Raw genomic sequence first — 18229 nt, 5'->3', positions numbered from 1 at the left:
TTCGGCTCAGGCGAGCGCCTTCAGCGCCGCGCGGCCGGCATAGATCGCCTGCGGGCCGAGCTCCTGCTCGATGCGCAGCAGCTGGTTGTACTTGGCGGTACGGTCGGAGCGGGCCAGCGAGCCGGTCTTGATCTGCCCGCAATTGGTGGCGACCGCGAGATCGGCGATGGTGGAATCCTCGGTCTCGCCGGAACGGTGCGACATCACCGCGGTGTAGCCGGCCTTGTGGGCCATCTCGACGGCGTTCAGCGTCTCGGTGAGCGAGCCGATCTGGTTGACCTTCACCAGGATCGAATTGCCGACGCCCTGCTTGATGCCGGCCGACAGGCGGGTGACGTTGGTGACGAACAGGTCGTCGCCGACCAGCTGGCACCTGGAGCCGATGCTGTCGGTGAGCAGCTTCCAGCCCTCCCAGTCGTCCTCGGCCATGCCGTCCTCGATGGTGGCGATCGGATAGCGGGCGACCAGATCGGCGAGGTACTTCACCTGGGTCTCGATGTCGCGCACGACGCCTTCGCCCTCGTAGTCGTACTTGCCGTTCTTGAAGAACTCGGTCGAGGCGCAGTCGAGGCCGATGAACACGTCCTCGCCCGGCTTGTAGCCGGCGGTCTCGATGGCCTTCACCACGAAGGCGAGCGCGGCGTCGGCCGACGGCAGGTTGGGGGCGAAGCCGCCCTCGTCGCCGACATTGGTGTTGTGGCCGGCGTCCTTGAGCGCCTTCTTCAGCGTGTGGAAGATCTCGGCGCCGGTGCGCAGGCCTTCCGCGAAGGTCGGCGCGCCGACCGGCAGGATCATGAATTCCTGGAAGTCGATCGGGTTGTCGGCATGGGCGCCGCCATTGACGATGTTCATCATCGGCACCGGCAGGACGCGCGCGTTCACGCCGCCGACATAGCGGTAGAGCGGCATGTCGGCGGCGGCGGCCGACGCCTTGGCCAGCGCCAGCGAGACGCCGAGAATGGCGTTGGCGCCGAGGCGGGCCTTGTTCGGCGTGCCGTCGAGCTCGATGAGGATCTGGTCGATCGCCGCCTGGTCCTCGGCGTCCATACCGCCGATGGCGTCGAAGATCTCGCCATTGACGGCGTCGACGGCCTTCAGGACGCCCTTGCCGAGATAGCGGCCCTTGTCGCCGTCCCGGAGCTCGACCGCCTCGTGCGCGCCGGTCGAGGCGCCCGAGGGCACTGCCGCGCGGCCCTTCGAGCCGTCTTCGAGGAATACGTCGACCTCGACGGTCGGGTTGCCGCGGCTATCCAGAATTTCGCGGCCGATAATGTCGACAATGGCAGTCATGCGTTTCCCCAGTTCCTCATCGCGCGGACGGTCGGCTCCAGCGCTTCTACAAGCTCGCCATGACATGCGAAAGAGGTGCCGGTAAAGAGCAGGGCACGGGGCTGCGCAGGAGACGCTCGATGACCGACCACACGCTTCAACTCGGGCGCGCGACGCCGTGGCCGGCCTCGCCGGAGGCGGCGGTGCTCGACCGCGTGCCCAATCCGCAGGCCGACACGCTCTATGTCGCCCGCTTCACCTGCCCGGAATTCACCTCGCTCTGCCCGGTGACCGGACAGCCGGATTTCGCGCATCTGGTGATCGACTACATGCCGGCCGGATGGCTGGTCGAATCGAAGTCGCTGAAGCTCTATCTCGCCAGCTTCCGAAACCATGGCGCGTTCCACGAGGATTGCACGGTTACGGTCGGTCGGCGGCTCGCCGACCTGCTGCAGCCGCACTGGCTGCGGATCGGCGGCTACTGGTATCCGCGCGGCGGCATCCCGATCGACGTGTTCTGGCAGAGCGGGGCGCCGCCGAAGGACGTCTGGCTGCCGGATCAGGGCGTACCGCCCTATCGCGGGCGCGGGTAGTCGGCTTTTCAAGCGGCGTCGGCGACGTTTTCGCGTTCACGGTCCGCGCCCGCGCCAGGGTTGCGGGCAAGGACGCGGCGGTTCGCGGCTCCGGCGGGCTTTGAAACCCGCGCCCTACCCTGCCCGCCTCACTCCACCGTCACCGACTTGGCGAGGTTGCGCGGCTGGTCGACGTCGGTGCCCATCAGCACCGCCGTGTGATAGGCGAGCAGCTGGATCGGGATGGCGTAGACCAGCGGCGTGACCAGCGGGTTCATCTCCGGCAGTATCAGCGTCGCCTCGGTGTCGATGCCGCATTCGGCGGCGCCGCGCGGGTCGGTGATGAGGACGATGCGGCCGCCGCGCGCCGCAACCTCCTGCATGTTCGACATGGTCTTCTCGAACACCGCGTCGTGCGGGGCGATGACCACCACCGGCATCTTCTCGTCGATCAGCGCGATCGGACCATGCTTGAGTTCGCCGGCGGCGTAGCCCTCGGCGTGAATGTAGGAAATCTCCTTCAGCTTCAGCGCGCCTTCGAGCGCCAGCGGATAGGAGGTCGCGCGGCCGAGATAGAGCACGTCCTGCGTCTTGGCGAAGGTGCGGGCGAGCGTCTCGATCTGTGGGCCGAGCCGCAGCGCCTCGCTCATCAGCCGCGGCACCTCGACGAGGGCGCGCACCAATTCGCGCTCGCGCTCCGGCGAGAGCACGCCGCGGGCGCGGCCGGCGGCCACGGCGATGGCCGCCAGCGTCGCCAGCTGGCAGGTGAAGGCCTTGGTGGAGGCGACGCCGATCTCGGGGCCGGCCAAGGTCGGCATCACCGCGTCGCTCTCGCGGGCGATGGTGGAGGTCGGCACATTGACCACCGCCATCACCTTCTGCCCCTCCTGCCGGGCGTAGCGCAGCGAGGCGAGGGTGTCGGCGGTCTCGCCCGATTGCGAGATGACGATGGCGAGGCCGTTCTTCGGCAGCGGCGCCTCGCGGTAGCGGAACTCGGAGGCGACGTCGATCTCCACCGGCAGGCGGGCGATCTGCTCGAACCAGTATTTGGCGATCAGGCCGGCATAATAGGCGGTGCCGCAGGCGGCGATGGAGATGCGCTCCAGCGACGTGAAATCGAAGGGCAGGTCGGTGGCCAGCTCGACCGTCTCATTGGCGAGGTCGAGATAATGCGCCAGCGTGTGGGCGACCACCTCGGGCTGCTCATGCATCTCCTTGGCCATGAAATGGCGGTGGTTGCCCTTCTCGACCAGGAAGGCGGAGGCGGTGGACTTCTGGATCGGCCTCGCCACCACGTCGTTGGCGGCGTTGCGGATTTCCGCGCGGCCGCGATGCAGCACCGCCCAGTCGCCATCGTCGAGATAGCAGATCGTGTCGGTGAAGGGCGCGAGCGCGATGGCGTCCGAGCCGAGATACATCTCGCCCTTGCCATAGCCGACCGCCAGCGGGCTGCCCTTGCGGGCACCGATCAGCAGGTCGTCATCGCCGTCGAACATGAAGGCGAGCGCGAAGGCGCCCCTGAGGCGCGGCAGCGAGGCGGCGACCGCATCGACCGGGCTCGACCCGCCGCGCATCTCGCGGGTGACGAGATGGGCGACGACCTCGGTGTCGGTCTCGCTCTCGAAATTTGCGCCGTCGCGCAGCAATTCCTCGCGCAGCTCGCGATAGTTCTCGATGATGCCGTTATGAACCACGGCGACCTGCGTGGTGGCATGCGGATGGGCGTTGGCGACGCTCGGCCGGCCATGGGTGGCCCAGCGGGTGTGGCCGATGCCGATATTTCCGGCCAGCGGCGCCTCGGCGAGCGCGGTTTCGAGATTGCGCAGCTTGCCCTGCGCCCGTCGGCGGGTGAGCCGGCCGGATTCGAGCGTCGCGATGCCGGCGGAATCATAGCCGCGATATTCGAGCCGCTTGAGCGAATCGACCAGCCGGTCCGCCACGGGAGCGGTGCCGACAATGCCAATGATGCCACACATGCGAAGGACCTTTCGCCAGAGGAATGCGCCGAGGCTACGGCTTTCGGTTTAACCGGCCGTCACTGCGTTGCGAAAATCACATCAGGTGTCGTTTCGTATCCGAGATATTGGCGGGCCCGGCACCCGAGCGGCTCTTGCGCCGGCCCGCCCGCCGTCAGCCTTTGCCGGCCGCCGCCTTCGTCGCCTTCAGGCGCTCGCGCAGCCGGGCGGCGAGGCCGGGCTTGTTGACCTGCCGGGCGCGGCCGATGGCGAGCGCGTCGGCCGGAACGTCCTCGGTGATGACGGAGCCGGTGCCGACATAGGCGCCGTCGCCGATGGTGACCGGGGCGACCATCAGGCTGTTGGTGCCGACGAAGGCATTGGCGCCGATGGTGGTGCGGTGCTTGTTGTAGCCGTCATAATTGCAGGTGATGGAGCCGGCGCCGATATTGGTGCCCTCCCCCACGGTCGAATCGCCGATATAGGACAGGTGGTTGACCTTCGCGCCCGCCCCGAGCTCGGCCGCCTTGATCTCCACGAAATTGCCGACGCGCGCCCCTTCGCCCAGCGAGGCGCCGGGCCGCAGCCGCGCGAACGGGCCGACCGAGACGCCGCGCGCCAGTCTGGCACCCTCAATATGGCTGAAGGCGTGGATGACGACATTGTCCGCCACGGTGACGCCGGGGCCGAACACCACGTTCGGTTCCACCACCACGTCGCGGCCGAGCTGCGTGTCGGCGCTGAAGAACACCGTCTCCGGCGCGACGAGGGTCGCGCCCGCTTCCATCGCCGCCTTGCGCAGGCGCTGCTGGATCACCGCCTCGGCCTCGGCGAGCTGGGCGCGGTTGTTGACGCCGGCGACCTCGGCGGCGTCGACGACGCACACCGCCGCCGGCCGGCCGCGCGCGATCACCGCCTCGACGGCGTCGGTGAGGTAATATTCGCCCTTGGCATTGGCGTTGCCGATGCCGGACAGCACGTCCAGCGCCAGCGCGCCGTCGAGCGCCATCAGCCCGGCATTGCAGAGGTCGATGGCCTTCTCCGCCTCGCTGGCGTCCTTCTCCTCGCGGATGGCGACGAGCTGTCCATCGCGGGTGACGAGACGGCCATAGCCCGTCGGGTCGGCGGGGCGGAAGCCGAGCACGGCGAGGCCGGCGCCCTGCGCCAACGGCGCGCGCAGCGCCTCCAGCGTGTGCGGGCGCACCAGCGGCGTGTCGCCATACATCACCACGACGTCGTCGAAACCCTTCTCCAGCGCCGCGCGAGCGGCGAGCACCGCGTGGGCGGTGCCGAGCCGCTCGCGCTGCACGAAGACGCTCGCCTCGGGCGCGAGGCGGCTTGTCTCGGCGGCGACCGCGTCGTGGTCCGGGCCGATCACCACGGCGATCTCGGCGGCGCCGGCGGCCTGCGCGGTGGCGAGCACATGGCCGACCATGCTGCGGCCGGCGACCGGGTGCATGACCTTCGGCAGCGCCGATTTCATGCGCGTGCCTTCTCCGGCGGCGAGGACGATGACGAGCAGGCGGCGCATGCGCGGGTCTCCTGAAGGCGAAAGCGGTGCTGTTTAGCGCAGGCGATGGCGGGACGGGAAGATGGCGACGTTGAACCTCGCCGCCGCCCGTGGCATCCATGAGGCACCATGGAGGAGCCGATCTTGAGCCAGCGCAGCTTCATGCCCGGTCCGCGGGCGTTCAATTTCATCATCGCGCTGGGCGCCTTCGCGCTCGGCTGGGCGATCTATATGCGCTACGCGCTGGTGGAGCAGTCGGCGGTCGGGCTCGCCTGCGTCGGCGTCGAGACCGGCACCTGCGTGGTGCGGGGCACGGTGATCGAGATGTTCGGCTGGTCCGCCTTCGGCATCGCCGCTCTGGTGACGTCGGCGATCCAGCTGGTCCGGCCCTCCGTGCCGATGTTCACCGTCGCGCTGATGGCCACCGGCGCCGGATTGGTGATGTACAACAACAACCTGTCCGGCGTGGCGGCGGGGCTGCTGCTCATTTCCTTTGCGCGGCCGTGGCGAGGCGCCACAGGCTGAGCGCCATCACCACCAGCAGCGCGCCGGTCCACAGCGCCTGCCAGTTCGCCAGCGTCTCGTTGAACGCGATGTAGAGGCCGCTGCCGAGGAACACCGCGGCGGTGATACGCTCGGCGGTCGCGGTCTCGACGCTCGCGCGGGGGGGCGCGACCAGGGCGAAGAAGGCGAAGGCCATGACCACCGGCGTCAGGCCGGCGAACTGGAAATCCTTGTAGCGCGGGTCGAACACCAGCCCGAGCGCCACATGGGCGATCAGCACCACCGAGGCGGCGAGCAGCAGCGCCATGACGCGCTCCACCGGCGTGGCGTCACGCATCGCCAGCCCGTCCAGCGCCTGCGTCAGCGTCGCCGCCCGCGCCTGGCGGCCGACCGCGAAGGCGGCCGCCAGCGGCACCAGCGTTGTGAGGGCGAGGATCGAGGCGCCGCGAATCCAGCCGCCTATTCCGAGGCTCTCCACCGGCACCGAGACGAAGGCGCGCGGCAGCATCAGGCCGGCGAACAGCGCGATGCCGGCAATGGCTGACCAGCGCCGGGTATCGACGCCTCCCGTCCGCCCGGCCAGGCCGCCGAAGGCGAAGACGCCGAGAGCCATGATCACGCCGCCGAATGCCTGCAGCGGCCACCTCGGATGGTCGGACACCGCCTCGCCCCAGCCGAACTTGAAATCGCGGGTGTAAGCGTCGAGGAAGCCCCAATGGCCGCCGACCGTGCCTTCCGAGGCGCGCTTCCACGGCTGGTCGAACGCCTCGATGACGTTGAGCCGGTAGCCCTTATCCTTGGCGAGCGCCAGCAGCTCCTGGATGACGTTGGCCTGGTTGGAGGGGGAAGGCAGAGCGCCCTCGCGCATGCGCCCCTCGCTCGGCCAGCCGGTCTCGCCGATCAGGATCTCCTTGCCGGCGAACACCTTGCCGACATGCTCGCGGATCTCGGCGAGATGGGCGACCGACTTGTCGGCCGCCACCGGCAGGTCCTCCCAGAACGGCAGGATATGCACGGTGACGAAGTCGACATTGTCGGCGAGGTCGCGGTTGCGCTCCCAGAATTCCCATACGTCGGCATAGGTGACCGGCACCGGAACCCTGCCCTTCACCTCGCGGATCAGCGCGGCCATGCCGGTGGCCGACTGCTCGCCGCGCAGCAGCACCTCGTTGCCGACGATCACCGCCTCGATGACGTCGGGATTTTCCTGCGCCGCCTTCACCGCGGCGTCGATCTCGACGCGATTCTTGGCCTCGTCGCGGCCGATCCACATGCCCTGCAGCACCTTGAGCCCGTGCTTGCGGGCCAGCTCCGGCACGACGTTCAGGCCCATCTCGGTGGAATAGGTGCGCACGCAATGGGTTATCTTGGCGAGACGCGCGAAGTCGTCGTCGATCTGCTCCGGCGGAATGACCAGCCCCTCGACGAAGGGCGACTGGCCGGGGCGGAACGGCGCGTAGGAGACGCAGGGCAGTTTCTCGCCTGCCGCCAGTGGAGATTGCGGAGCCGGAACCGGCTGCCCCAGCCAGGCCCAGACGGCGACGATCACCGCGCTGACGATGGCGGCGAGCGTGATGGCGATGCGCATGCGTGACGTCTCCCCGGCCAGCGCTGCGACGCGCTGCGACGCTTTTGGGGTAGCCGGGCGAATCGAGGAGCGCAAGAGGCGCCAACGCACGCTCCGGCGGGGCCGGCGCGGTGCATGACGGGCCCTATCAACCATTCGGTGAGCACAATGACGCACAGCTTATCGGCACAGGCGCCGCGATGCTGACAAATTCAGCAGCTTCACCTAGTGTCTTCGAGCTCGTTTAGTTTTCCTCTCGCGTGTGACGAACTCTTCAATGTTGTGCTCCGTACGTCCCATCGCCGCCGCCTTGTTCGGCGGCCTCCTTCTCACGGCTGCCGTCACCGCTCCGGCGTTTGCGCAGAACAGCGCCACCGAGGCCAAGCCCGCCGAGCAGCAGAGCCCGGAGGAGCAGGCCAAGGAGGCCCAGCGCCGCTCGATCGAGGAATATAACGAGGCCGCCAAGCTGCCCGGCAATGCCGGGCTGCCGGAATGCGTGTGGAGCGGGCGGCGCATCGCCATGCTGCTGTGGCGCGACGACGTCGACACCGCCCGCCGCCACATGGAGCTGTACGAGCGCTTCGGCTGCCCCACCGAGCACCTGAAGATCGCGTTCCGCTGCCTCGTGCGGCAGGGCAACATCGATCCCAAGGCGCAGGAGCGCCTCTCCGAGCGCGTCCATGCCTGCTGGGTGAACCCGGATGCCACGCCGCCGGCGGCTCCCGCCGCTCCCGCAGCGCAATGATTTCATGGCGCGGCCCTAGCTCGGACACGCGCGTGCCACAGACGGGAACCATCTTCCGACCGTGGCGTTTGCAGGTATCTGAAGGCCCGAATCGCTTTTTTTGCATCGCGGCCACGCAGATGCTGCAAAAGCGTTAAAGTTAAAGTATATATCGCCCGTTACCTCTAGATCTGGTGGGTAGTTCCATGCGTCCCGCTGTTCGTGTTGCTGCCGCTGCAATCGCGGTGGTCACGTCCGTGCATGCCTTCATGTGGCTCGCAATGCGTTCGGAGGTGACCGCCCCGGCGATCCCGGATCGCCTGGCGAGCATGTCCTTCGCGCCCTATGCCCGCGACGCCAATCCCGACAAGGGACAGCCCACCACCGAGGCGCAGGTCCGCTCCGACATGGACGCGGTGGCGCCCTATACCAAGGCGGTGCGCACCTATGCCTCCACCGGGGGGCTGGAGAACGTCGCCCGCATCGCCGCCGAGAAGGGCCTGAAGGCCACGGTCGGCGCCTGGATCGACACCGACGAGAAGCGCAACGCGCTCGAGATCGCCAACGCGCTCGACGCGGCCCGCAAGAATTCCAACGTCACCGGCATCGTGGTCGGCAACGAGTCGATCCTGCGCGCGGAAAAGACGCCGCAGGAACTGATCGACATCATCCGCAAGGTGAAGAGCCAGACCAGCGTGCCGGTAACCACCGGCGAGACCTGGGACGTCTGGCTCGACCATCCCGAGCTGGTATCGGCGGTCGACTATATCGCCGCCCATATCCTGCCCTATTGGGAAGGCGTGCCGGCCGACCAGGTGGTCGACCGCTCCATCGGCATCTATAACCGCCTGCGCGCCGCCTATCCCGGCAAGCGCATCGTCATCGCCGAGTTCGGCTGGCCCAGCGCCGGCTACAACCGCGATGCCGCCGTGCCGGGCGAATTGATCCAGGCCCGGGTGATCCGCGACTTCGCCGCCCGCGCCGACGCGCTCGGCATCGACTACAACCTGATCGAAGCCTTCGACGCGCCGTGGAAGAGCTTCGAGGGCAGCGTCGGCCAGTACTGGGGCATGCTCGACGCCAACCGGCAGCTGAAATTCCCGCTTGCCGGCCCGGTCACGCCGTCCACCTACAGCGCCACGGCCGCCATCGCGCTGCTGTTCGGCATCGCCTTCTCGCTGCCGCTGTTCCGCATGGCGCGGCTGACCTTCACGCAGGCCGCGGTGATGGCCGCCGCCGCCAACCTGGTCGGCGCCTGGATCGCCACCGTCACCGACCACTGGCTGACCCATTACGTCGTCGGCGGCAACAAGGTGACCTTCGTGGTCTCCATCGTGCTGCTGGTGCCGTTGGTCATCGTCATGCTGTACCGGGTCGAGGAACTGGCGACCATCGCCTTCGGCCGCCGCCCGCGCCGGCTGATCGAGAACACCAACGGCCCGATGCCGGCCCGCACCCCCAAGGTGTCGATCCACATCCCGGCCTACAAGGAACCGCCGGAGATGCTGAAGCAGACGCTCGACAGCGTCGCCCGGCTCGACTGGCCGAACTACGAGTGCCTCGTCATCATCAACAATACGCCCGACCCGGCCTTCTGGGAGCCGATCGAGGCCTATTGCCGCGAGCTTGGCGAGCGCTTCAAGTTCATCAACCTGCCCAAGGTCGAGGGTTTCAAGGCCGGCGCGCTGCGCGTCGCCATGGAGCAGACCGCGCCGGACGCCGAGATCATCGGCGTGATCGACGCCGACTATGTCGTCGCGTCCAACTGGCTGCGCGATCTCGTCCCGACCTTCGAGGATCCGACCGTCGGCATCGTGCAGGCGCCGCAGGACCACCGCGACGCCGACCGTAGCCTGATGCACGAGGCGATGAATACCGAATATGCCGGGTTCTTCGATATCGGCATGGTCCAGCGCAACGAGCACGACGCCATCGTCGTGCACGGCACCATGTGCCTGGTGCGCCGCGCCGCCATGGTGGAGGCCGGCGACTGGTCGAGCGACACGATCTGCGAGGACACCGATCTCGGCCTCTCGATCGTCGAGCGCGGCTGGAAGAGCCACTACACCAATGCCCGCTACGGCTGGGGCCTGCTGCCGGACGATTTCGCCTCCTTCAAGAAGCAGCGCCACCGCTGGGCCTATGGCGGCATGCAGATCATCAAGAAGCACTGGCACCGGATGCTGCCCAATGGCGGCACCCGGCTGACCTCGGCGCAGCGCCGGGAGTTCAGCATCGGCTGGGTGAGCTGGCTCGGCGCCGAGAGCATCGGCGCGCTGGTGGCGATCCTGTCGCTGCTGTGGGCGCCGGTGGTGCTCGGCCTCGGCATCGCCGTGCCGCAGCGCATCCTGACCGTGCCGATCGTGTTCTGTTTCGGCATCTACGTGCTGCATTTCTGCGCGCTCTACCGGCTGCGGGTGGCGACGACGCCGGTGCGCATGTTCGGCGCGGCGCTGGCCGCCATGGCGGTGCAGTTCACCGTCGCCAAGGCGGTGTATGACGGGTTCCGCTACAAGGACCTCGCCTTCGCCCGTACCGCCAAGGGTTCATGGCTGGGCAGCGCCGTGCGCGCCTTCCCGGCGCTGCCGGAGGCGGTGATCGGCGGCGGGCTGCTGCTCTGCGCCATCGCGCTGCGCATGACCAACTGGCACGCGGTGGTGGAGGTCGACCTGTTCGCCCTCGCCCTCGCCATCCAGGGCCTGCCCTTCCTCGCCGCCGCCTTCATCGGCTGGCTGGAGGGCTCGACGCTGAACAGCTTCGCCACCTGGGCAAGCCTGCGCAGCCGCGCGCTGGCCCTGCTGCCCGGCCGCAGCGTGCCGGTGACGGTGTCGGCTTCCGGCGTCGCCATGGCCCGCGAGCTGCCGCCGAGCGGGACGAACATCTGAGCGGGTTCGGCGCCGCTTTCGCGCCGCGCCGGTTCATTCTTGACGCGAAAGCGCCGGTCACTCGCGGGGCCGGCGTTTTTCGTCTGGGGCCGTGGCCGCGACCTGCGGAAGAATGGGACTATCGAGTACTGTCGTCCCCGATGTCGGGGTTGTGGCTGAACGTCAGGGCACGGTTTCCGCGAGAATCGCCCATTGGCCTTCGTGCTCGACCAGCGCCTCCCGTGTGCCGCTGCGCGTCGAGACATCCGCGACGATGTTGGACCAGCTGCCCTTGGCCGTGTCCACGGAGCGCACCCAGAGATAGGGTATCGTCCTGCCGACCAACGGCTCGAAAGTCTTGCGGCCGAAGTCATCCTGCAGGAAGGCGACCGTGCACAGGATCATCGCCGTGTGGCCGGCGCGCAGCCCGATGCATTCCGGGTCGCCCGTCTTCACGACGGTGAGGCCGAGGCTCACATAGAGCTCCCGTGCCGCGGCGAGATCGCGCACGATGGTGAGCGGGGTCACGCGGCGGACCGGGCCATCCGATGCCGAGAGCGTCGCTTCCGGCAGCGACATGGCGAGCGACAAGGCGGCGAGGGAGGTGGGCGTCGCCGGCCGTCCCTGCTCCAGCCGCTGGATCGTGCGCACGCTCACGCCGCTGACCGCCGCGAGCTGGTCCTGCGACCATTTGCGAGCGAGGCGTTCCGATCTCAGGCGAGCGGGATTGATGCGAACCGCCATGACGACTCCTCCGGTGACTTCGGAGAGCCTAGCGCCGCCGCCCCGCGCCGACCACGACACCACGGCGTCACCGGGCAGCGAACGGCACGAAAAAGCCCGGAGCGGCGCTCCGGGCTTGCTGCTTTCGAAGGGAGCGACAGGGGCAGAGCTCGGTCCGCCCCTCGCGTCACGTCGCGTCGCGGGTGCGGTCCGGCGTCGTCGCCTCGGCCACCAGCGCGTCCAGCGCCTCGTCCAGCGACATCGCGGTCTGGTTCGGCGAGCCGAGGCGGCGGATGGAGACGGTGCGCTCGGCCGCCTCCTTGCGCCCGACCACGATCAGCGCCGGCACCTTGGCCAGCGAGTGCTCGCGGACCTTGTAGTTGATCTTCTCGTTGCGCACGTCGAGCTCGACCCGGAGGCCGCGCTTCTTCGCCCGCGCCACGATCTCGCTCGCGTAGTCGTCGCCCTCGGAGGTGATGGTCGCCACCACCGCCTGCACCGGCGCCAGCCAGAGCGGGAAATGCCCGGCGAAATGCTCGATCAGGATGCCGGTGAAGCGCTCCATCGAGCCGCAAATGGCGCGGTGGATCATCACCGGCGTCTTCTTGCCGCCGTCGGCGTCGACATAGAAGGCGCCGAAGCGCTCCGGCAGGTTGAAGTCGACCTGCGTGGTGCCGCACTGCCATTCGCGGCCGATGGCGTCGCGCAGCGTGTACTCGAATTTCGGGCCGTAGAAGGCGCCCTCGCCCGGCAGGATGCCGGTCTTGATCTTGCCGCCCGATTCCGCCTCGATCTGGGTGAGCACGCGGCCCATCACGTCCTCGGCATGGTCCCACACCGCGTCGGAGCCGACGCGCTTGTCGGGCCGCGTGGAAAGCTTCACCACGATCTCCCCGAAGCCGAAATCGGCATAGGTGGAGAGGATGAGATCGTTGATCTTCAGGCACTCCTCCGCCATCTGCTCCTCGGTGCAGAAGATGTGGGCGTCGTCCTGGGTGAAGCCGCGCACCCGCATCAGCCCGTGCAGCGCGCCGGAGGGCTCATAGCGGTGCACCGCTCCGAATTCCGCAAGCCGCATAGGTAGATCGCGGTAGGACTTCAAGCCATGCTTGAAGATCTGCACATGGCCGGGGCAGTTCATCGGCTTGAGGGCGTAGACGCGGTCATTGTCCTCGGTGTCGCCGGCCGGCTGCACCTTGAACATGTTGTCCTTGTACCAGCCCCAGTGGCCGGAGGTCTCCCACAGCGACTTGTCCAGCACCTGCGGGGCGTTGACCTCGTCATAGTCGGCCGCCAGGCGCCGGCGCATATAGGCGACGAGGTTCTGGAACAGGTTCCAGCCCTTGGGGTGCCAGAACACCACGCCCGGCCCTTCCTCCTGGAAGTGGAACAGATCCATCTCGCGGCCGAGGCGGCGATGGTCGCGCTTCTCAGCTTCCTCCAGCTGGTGGATATAGGCGTCCAGCTCCTCCTGGGTGCGCCAGGCAGTGCCGTAGATGCGGGTGAGCATCGGATTCTTCGCGTCGCCGCGCCAATAGGCGCCGGCCACCTTCATCAGCTTGAAGGCGTTGCCGATCTTGCCGACGCTCGGCATGTGCGGGCCGCGGCAGAGGTCGAACCACTCGCCCTGGCGATAGATCTTCAGCGTCTGGTCGGCGGGGATGGCATCGACCAGCTCGACCTTGAAGGCCTCGCCCTTCTCGGCGAACACACGCTTTGCCTCGTCGCGCTCCCACACTTCCTTGGTGAAGGGGGCGTCGCGGGCGATGATCTCGCGCATCTTCTTCTCGATGGCGACGAAATCGTCCGGGGTGAACGGCTCGTTGCGGAAGAAGTCGTAATAGAAGCCGTTCTCGATCACCGGGCCGATGGTCACCTGCGTGCCCGGCCACAGCGCCTGCACCGCCTCGGCCAGCACATGGGCGGTGTCGTGGCGGATGAGCTCCAGCGCTTCCGGGCTCTCGCGGGTGACGAGGTCGATCTTCGCGTCGGCATTGATGGGGTCGGAAAGGTCGGTCAGCACGCCGTCGAGCTTCACCGCGAGCGATTTCTTGGCGAGCGACTTGGCGATGGAGGCGGCGACCTCGGCGCCGGTGGTGCCGGGAGCGAACTCACGCACGGCACCGTCGGGGAAGGCAAGGTGGATCATTATGGTTTCTCCCGCCCACTCCTGCGAACCACGCAGGTAGGCATTTCAGGTCAGTCACGCGACGCGGCGCCCGGTCGGCGCGCGTAGCGCCACGGCATATACCACACGGCTTTTGGCGGCAATTCGACCGGCACCGCCTCATAGCCCGAGCCGCCCCAGGGATGGCAGCGGCACACCCGGCCCGCGGCCATCCAGCCGCCGGCCCAGGCGCCGTGGCGGCGCAGCGATTCCTCGGCGAATTCCGAGCAGGTCGGCAAATAGCGGCATTGCCGCCCCATGATCGACGACAATGTATAACGGTAGGTCAGCACGAGTCCGCGCAGAACATATTCGGGAATGCGAGCGATGGACTTGAACATTACCATAGATCAACAGTTCGATGCGTTTCTCGTTCCGATGAATAGCTCGGAATTGGGGATGGTGACATGCGGTCGTCATGCTCGGCCGCATAGGGTTGCGCAACGATGCTCAACCTGACGGAGCCTTCTCCATGCGCCTCACACGTCGCGCCGCGCTTTTCTCCACCCTTCTGGTGCTTCTGGCCAGTCCCGCCCTTGCCGATGGCGGCAATTACATCACCCATGAGCAGCTCGACCTGACCAAGGTGCTGGCGCCGCCACCGGCCAACGACTCGCCCGTCACGCGGGCGGAGATCGAGGGGCTGCTGGTCATCCAGCAGGCGCGCACGCCCGAGCAGGTGGCGGCCGCGCAGGCCGACGTCACCGAGGACGTGTTCCGCTTCGCCAACGTCATGGGTCCCGACTTCACCGCCGGGAAGCTGCCGGTCGCCGCCGCCTTCTTCGCCAAGGTGGCGGAAGACGAAGGCTTTATCGTCGACGCGGCCAAGGACGTCTGGAAGCGCCCGCGCCCGCACATCTTCGACAGCCGGGTCAAGCCGGCGGTGAAGCTGTCCTCGAGCGGTGCCTATCCGAGCGGGCATGCCAGCTTCGCCTATCTCACCGCCGTGGTGCTCGCCAACATGGTGCCGGAGAAGAGCGTGGCCATCTTCGCCCGCGCGGCCGATTTCTCGAACAACCGCATCATCGGCGGCATCCACTACCCCTCCGACATCGAGGCCGGCCGCCTCGCCGGCACGCTGATCGCGGCGCAGGAACTGCGCGATATCAGGTTCCAGGAGGATTTCGCCAAGGCCAGGGCGGAAGTCCGTCAGGTGCTTGGCTTCGGCGGCTGAGATATCCAGGCGGCCGGGTTCCAGGTGGCCGGGTTTCCGGCGGCCGAGGCGCTCCGCAGCGGCGCGGACGGAACCGGCTCCGCCTCTGTGCCGCTGCCAGTCCCTATCCCGGAACCGCCGGTGCAGCCGCGCATTATCCGCAGGTGCGCCGGGCGATGATCGCTGGGTGACCACCGGGGAACCTGCCGCCAATGACCACCATCCTGCGCCTCGTGCTGATCTCCGGTCTTGCCGGGCTCGCCCTGCCCGCCCTCGCCCTGCCCGCCTTGGCGCAGACCCCTGCCGCCCCGCCCGCGCAAGCCGCTCCGGCTCCCGCCGCGCCCGGCCTCGCCGGCGGCACCCAGCCGGCGCCCTCGGCCGCGACCTCGTCCGATGTCGACCCGGACATGCAGCGCGTCGCCGCCTGCAAGATGCGGGCGCTGGAAAAGCTCAAGGCCGTCTCGCCCTCCATCGACGACATCCATATCGACATAGACGGCCTCACTATCGCCACCGCCGACAGCAAGGTCGGCGATACGCCGGTGGCCGGGGTGATCATGGGCGAGGCCTATATCCAGCGCGACCGTTCCGACCAGCCTAACCGTTTTCTCTGCCTGACCGGGCCGAAGGGCGAGGTGCTGTTCACCTTCTTCACCGAGCGCTGACATCCCGGCGGAAATCGGCGGCGTCGCTATTCCGCCGCGTCCCGCGCCGGGTCGCGCGCCTCGATCTGGCCGATGGCGTCCACGACCGCGTCGAAGGTGAGCAGCGTCGAGGCGTGGCGCGCCTTATAGTCGCGCACCGGCTCCAGCACCGCGAGCTCGCTCCAGCGTCCACCCGGCACCGGGCCATTCTCCTTCAGCATGCGTCGCATCGCCTCGCGGACCTCGCGCAACTCCTGCGCGGTCGCGCCGACGACATGGTCGGCCATGATGGAGGACGAGGCCTGGCCGAGCGCGCAGGCGCGCACTTCATGGGCGAAGTCAGTGACGACGCCGTCCTTCATCGCGAGGTCGATGGTGACGGTGGAACCGCAAAGTTTGGAATGCGCGGTTGCCGTCGCATCGGGAGCTTCGAGCCGGCCGAGCCGTGGTATATCGGCGGCAAGCTCCAATATGCGGCGATTGTAGATGTCGTTGATCATGAGAACGCTCATCGAGTCGGAGCGGCGTTGCGTATAAGGGTTGGTTGCGGCCGGTCACGCGTCCCTTATATAGGAGAGCGGGATTGTGGCGGAAGATATCGCCGCGGTCTCGTTCGAGCCTCTGCCCTGTCAGGTGGCGCGCGGCCGGTACGCCGGCGGCACCACATGGCGACTGAAACCGGTGACACCCCGGCGCTGGGTTGCAAATGCGCCGTCGAACGGAGTTCGCCATGGATGCCGTGCTTAGTGCCCTGATGCGTAGTGCCAAGAACGAAGTGGGAGACGCCGAAAGCGCCGCTTCGCAGAAGCCGAGCCGAGAGGAAGCCGAAGCGGCGGTCCGCACGCTGATCGCGTGGGCCGGCGACGACCCGGATCGCGAGGGCCTGCTCGACACGCCGAAGCGCGTCGCGAAGGCCTATGAAGAGCTGTTCAGCGGCTACAAGGCCACCACCGAGAGCGTGCTCGACCGCACCTTCGGCGAGATCGGCAATTTCGACGACATGGTGGTGGTGCGCGACATCATCTTCCATTCGCATTGCGAGCACCACATGGTGCCCTTCGTCGGCAAGGCGCATATCGCCTATTTCCCGGTGGAGCGCGTGGTCGGCCTGTCCAAGATCGCCCGTGTGGTCGACATCTATGCCCGTCGCCTGCAGACGCAGGAGCACATGACCTCGCAGATCGTCAGCGCGCTCGACGAGGCGCTGAAGCCGCGCGGCGTCGCCATCCTGATCGAGGCCGAGCACATGTGCATGGCGATGCGCGGCGTGCAGAAGCCGGGTGTCTCCACGGTCACCATGCAGTTCACCGGCGTGTTCCGTGACGACCCGCAGGAACAGGTGCGCTTCATGAACCTGATCCGCGGCGCGCGGGGCTGACAAGGCCGGGCCGCCGCCTCGCTTCCCGACCACAGGCCCGATCGTGACCGATATTCCCGCTCCGTTTGCCGCGCCCGGCGACAGACACACGCTCGAAGAGGGCGACCGCCTGAGCCCGCGATTCGACGCCGACGGCCTCGTCACCGCCGTCGCCGTCGATGCCGGCGACGGCGCGGTGCTGATGCTTGCCCACATGAATGAAGAAGCGCTGGCGCTGACCATCGAGACCGGCTTCGCCCATTATTACAGCCGCTCGCGGCGCAAGCTGTGGAAGAAGGGCGAGCAGAGCGGCCATCTGCAAAGGGTGGTCGAACTCAGGGTCGACTGCGACCAGGACGCGGTGCTGATGCGGGTCGAAATGGCCGGCACCGGCGCGGCCTGCCACACCGGGCACCGCTCGTGCTTCTTCCGCTCGGTGCCGCTGGGCTTCCGCCCGACCCCCGAGCTGAAGCTGACCGTCAATGACGGCGGCAAGCTGTTCGACCCGCAGGCGGTCTACGGCACGCCGGAAAAGACCGACGTGCCGCGCTTCTGAGACGTGTCCCGCCCGAAAGCCGGCGGTCCGGGAACTGCCGGCATGCAAGGCCGGCCGCGCTCCCGAGCGGCCCGCTCCTTCCGGCGCGCGAAGCGGTTCAGGTCGATAGGATGTAGTCCCGCATCGCCGAGCTTTCGCGCTCGAACTCCGCGAGCCGATGCTTCACCACGTCGCCGATGGAGACGAGGCCGATCAGCTTGCCGTTATGCACCACCGGCAGATGGCGGAACCTGCCGGCGGTCATCTGCTCCATCAGCTGCGGCACGGTCTCGTTGCCGTCGCAGGTGACTACCCGGCTGGTCATCACCGCTTCGATCTCGTCGTCGAGACGCCCGGTGCCGTCGAGGCCGATCACCCGCACCACGTCGCGCTCCGACACGATGCCGACGACGCGCCGGTCTCCATCGGTCACCACCAGCGCGCCGATACGCTTCTCCGCGAGCCGTTCCACCGCCTCGCGCAGCGTGGCGCGCGGGCTGATGGTCTCCACGTCGTAACCCTTTTCATCCAAGATAGCTCGCACGGTCATGGCATGCCTCCTTCCCTGAGAGGTCAGGCGGATCGTTTCACCGTCCGCCGGATGCGGTCGCGTCACCGTGGCGTCAGCGCGCGTTCCGTTGCGACAGATGATCGACCCTAACGGCCCGGACGGCAATAGGGTTCC

Annotated in this window: 17 protein-coding genes; 8 read left to right on the top strand and 9 right to left on the bottom strand. The window is 67.9% G+C overall.

The genetic code is table 11. The features are described from left to right. Positions 1-6 precede the first annotated feature (6 nt). Positions 7-1290 (bottom strand): phosphopyruvate hydratase, encoded by a 1284-nt coding sequence (gene eno, locus AC1RU4_RS06610; protein ID WP_492890252.1) that lies wholly within the window; start codon positions 1288-1290, stop codon positions 7-9. A gap of 119 nt (positions 1291-1409) precedes the next feature. Between eno and queF the strand changes: the two genes are divergently transcribed. Next, a complete protein-coding gene (gene queF, locus AC1RU4_RS06605; RefSeq protein ID WP_492890251.1) occupies positions 1410-1862 on the top strand; it encodes a preQ(1) synthase in 453 nt (150 codons plus the stop codon). Positions 1863-1990: 128 nt separating this feature from the next. On the opposite strand, the gene glmS is transcribed toward queF, so the two are convergent. Continuing rightward, the gene (gene glmS, locus AC1RU4_RS06600; protein ID WP_492890250.1) at positions 1991-3817 is read right to left on the bottom strand and encodes a glutamine--fructose-6-phosphate transaminase (isomerizing); all 1827 of its coding nucleotides are present in this window, start codon (positions 3815-3817) and stop codon (positions 1991-1993) included. A gap of 154 nt (positions 3818-3971) precedes the next feature. Continuing rightward, positions 3972-5327 (bottom strand): bifunctional UDP-N-acetylglucosamine diphosphorylase/glucosamine-1-phosphate N-acetyltransferase GlmU, encoded by a 1356-nt coding sequence (gene glmU, locus AC1RU4_RS06595; protein WP_492890249.1) that lies wholly within the window; start codon positions 5325-5327, stop codon positions 3972-3974. A 123-nt stretch (positions 5328-5450) separates the two neighbouring features. Here glmU and AC1RU4_RS06590 point away from each other — a divergent pair, with 123 nt between their 5' ends. Beyond that, on the top strand, positions 5451-5831 hold the full coding sequence (locus tag AC1RU4_RS06590) for a hypothetical protein (RefSeq protein ID WP_492890248.1): 381 nt from the start codon (positions 5451-5453) through the stop codon (positions 5829-5831). Here AC1RU4_RS06590 and AC1RU4_RS06585 read toward each other — a convergent pair. Beyond that, complete coding sequence (locus AC1RU4_RS06585; protein ID WP_492890246.1) at positions 5791-7398, bottom strand: glycoside hydrolase family 17 protein; 1608 nt, start codon at positions 7396-7398, stop codon at positions 5791-5793. The two genes, AC1RU4_RS06590 and AC1RU4_RS06585, sit on opposite strands and share 41 nt — an antisense overlap. A 256-nt stretch (positions 7399-7654) precedes the next feature. Here AC1RU4_RS06585 and AC1RU4_RS06580 point away from each other — a divergent pair, with 256 nt between their 5' ends. Then, positions 7655-8122, top strand: coding sequence for a hypothetical protein (locus AC1RU4_RS06580; RefSeq protein WP_492890245.1), 468 nt, complete (start codon positions 7655-7657; stop codon positions 8120-8122). 248 nt (positions 8123-8370) lie between these two features. Beyond that, a complete protein-coding gene (locus AC1RU4_RS06575) occupies positions 8371-10986 on the top strand; it encodes a glycosyltransferase (protein WP_492890244.1) in 2616 nt (871 codons plus the stop codon). Between the two features lie 162 nt (positions 10987-11148). Here the strand turns inward: AC1RU4_RS06575 and AC1RU4_RS06570 are convergent, their stop codons facing one another. The 3 genes from AC1RU4_RS06570 to yidD form a co-directional block, all read right to left on the bottom strand. Continuing rightward, positions 11149-11709: a helix-turn-helix domain-containing protein gene (locus tag AC1RU4_RS06570; protein ID WP_492890243.1), complete on the bottom strand. Its 561-nt coding sequence runs from the start codon at positions 11707-11709 to the stop codon at positions 11149-11151. A 166-nt stretch (positions 11710-11875) separates the two neighbouring features. After that, on the bottom strand, positions 11876-13837 hold the full coding sequence (gene thrS, locus AC1RU4_RS06565; protein ID WP_492890242.1) for a threonine--tRNA ligase: 1962 nt from the start codon (positions 13835-13837) through the stop codon (positions 11876-11878). 50 nt (positions 13838-13887) lie between these two features. Beyond that, positions 13888-14196, bottom strand: a complete 309-nt coding sequence (gene yidD, locus AC1RU4_RS06560) for a membrane protein insertion efficiency factor YidD (protein ID WP_492890241.1) — start codon at positions 14194-14196, stop codon at positions 13888-13890. Between the two features lie 131 nt (positions 14197-14327). Here yidD and AC1RU4_RS06555 point away from each other — a divergent pair, with 131 nt between their 5' ends. After that, on the top strand, positions 14328-15029 hold the full coding sequence (locus tag AC1RU4_RS06555; RefSeq protein WP_492890240.1) for an acid phosphatase: 702 nt from the start codon (positions 14328-14330) through the stop codon (positions 15027-15029). Positions 15030-15220: 191 nt separating this feature from the next. Continuing rightward, positions 15221-15673, top strand: coding sequence for a hypothetical protein (locus AC1RU4_RS06550; RefSeq protein WP_492890239.1), 453 nt, complete (start codon positions 15221-15223; stop codon positions 15671-15673). A 26-nt stretch (positions 15674-15699) separates the two neighbouring features. On the opposite strand, the gene AC1RU4_RS06545 is transcribed toward AC1RU4_RS06550, so the two are convergent. After that, a complete protein-coding gene (locus AC1RU4_RS06545) occupies positions 15700-16152 on the bottom strand; it encodes an iron-sulfur cluster assembly scaffold protein (protein ID WP_492890238.1) in 453 nt (150 codons plus the stop codon). A gap of 230 nt (positions 16153-16382) precedes the next feature. Here AC1RU4_RS06545 and folE point away from each other — a divergent pair, with 230 nt between their 5' ends. After that, positions 16383-17030: a GTP cyclohydrolase I FolE gene (gene folE / locus AC1RU4_RS06540; RefSeq protein WP_492890237.1), complete on the top strand. Its 648-nt coding sequence runs from the start codon at positions 16383-16385 to the stop codon at positions 17028-17030. Between the two features lie 43 nt (positions 17031-17073). Further along, positions 17074-17565, top strand: coding sequence for a phosphoribosyl-AMP cyclohydrolase (hisI, locus tag AC1RU4_RS06535; protein WP_492890236.1), 492 nt, complete (start codon positions 17074-17076; stop codon positions 17563-17565). A gap of 97 nt (positions 17566-17662) precedes the next feature. Here hisI and AC1RU4_RS06530 read toward each other — a convergent pair whose 3' ends face one another. Then, entirely contained in the window at positions 17663-18094 is a 432-nt protein-coding gene (locus AC1RU4_RS06530; protein WP_492890235.1) for a CBS domain-containing protein, read from the bottom strand. Positions 18095-18229: the final 135 nt, after the last annotated feature.

Source organism: Ancylobacter sp. GW821-FHT10E12 (genome assembly GCF_058809335.1).
This window is presented reverse-complemented; position numbering and strand designations above follow the sequence as displayed.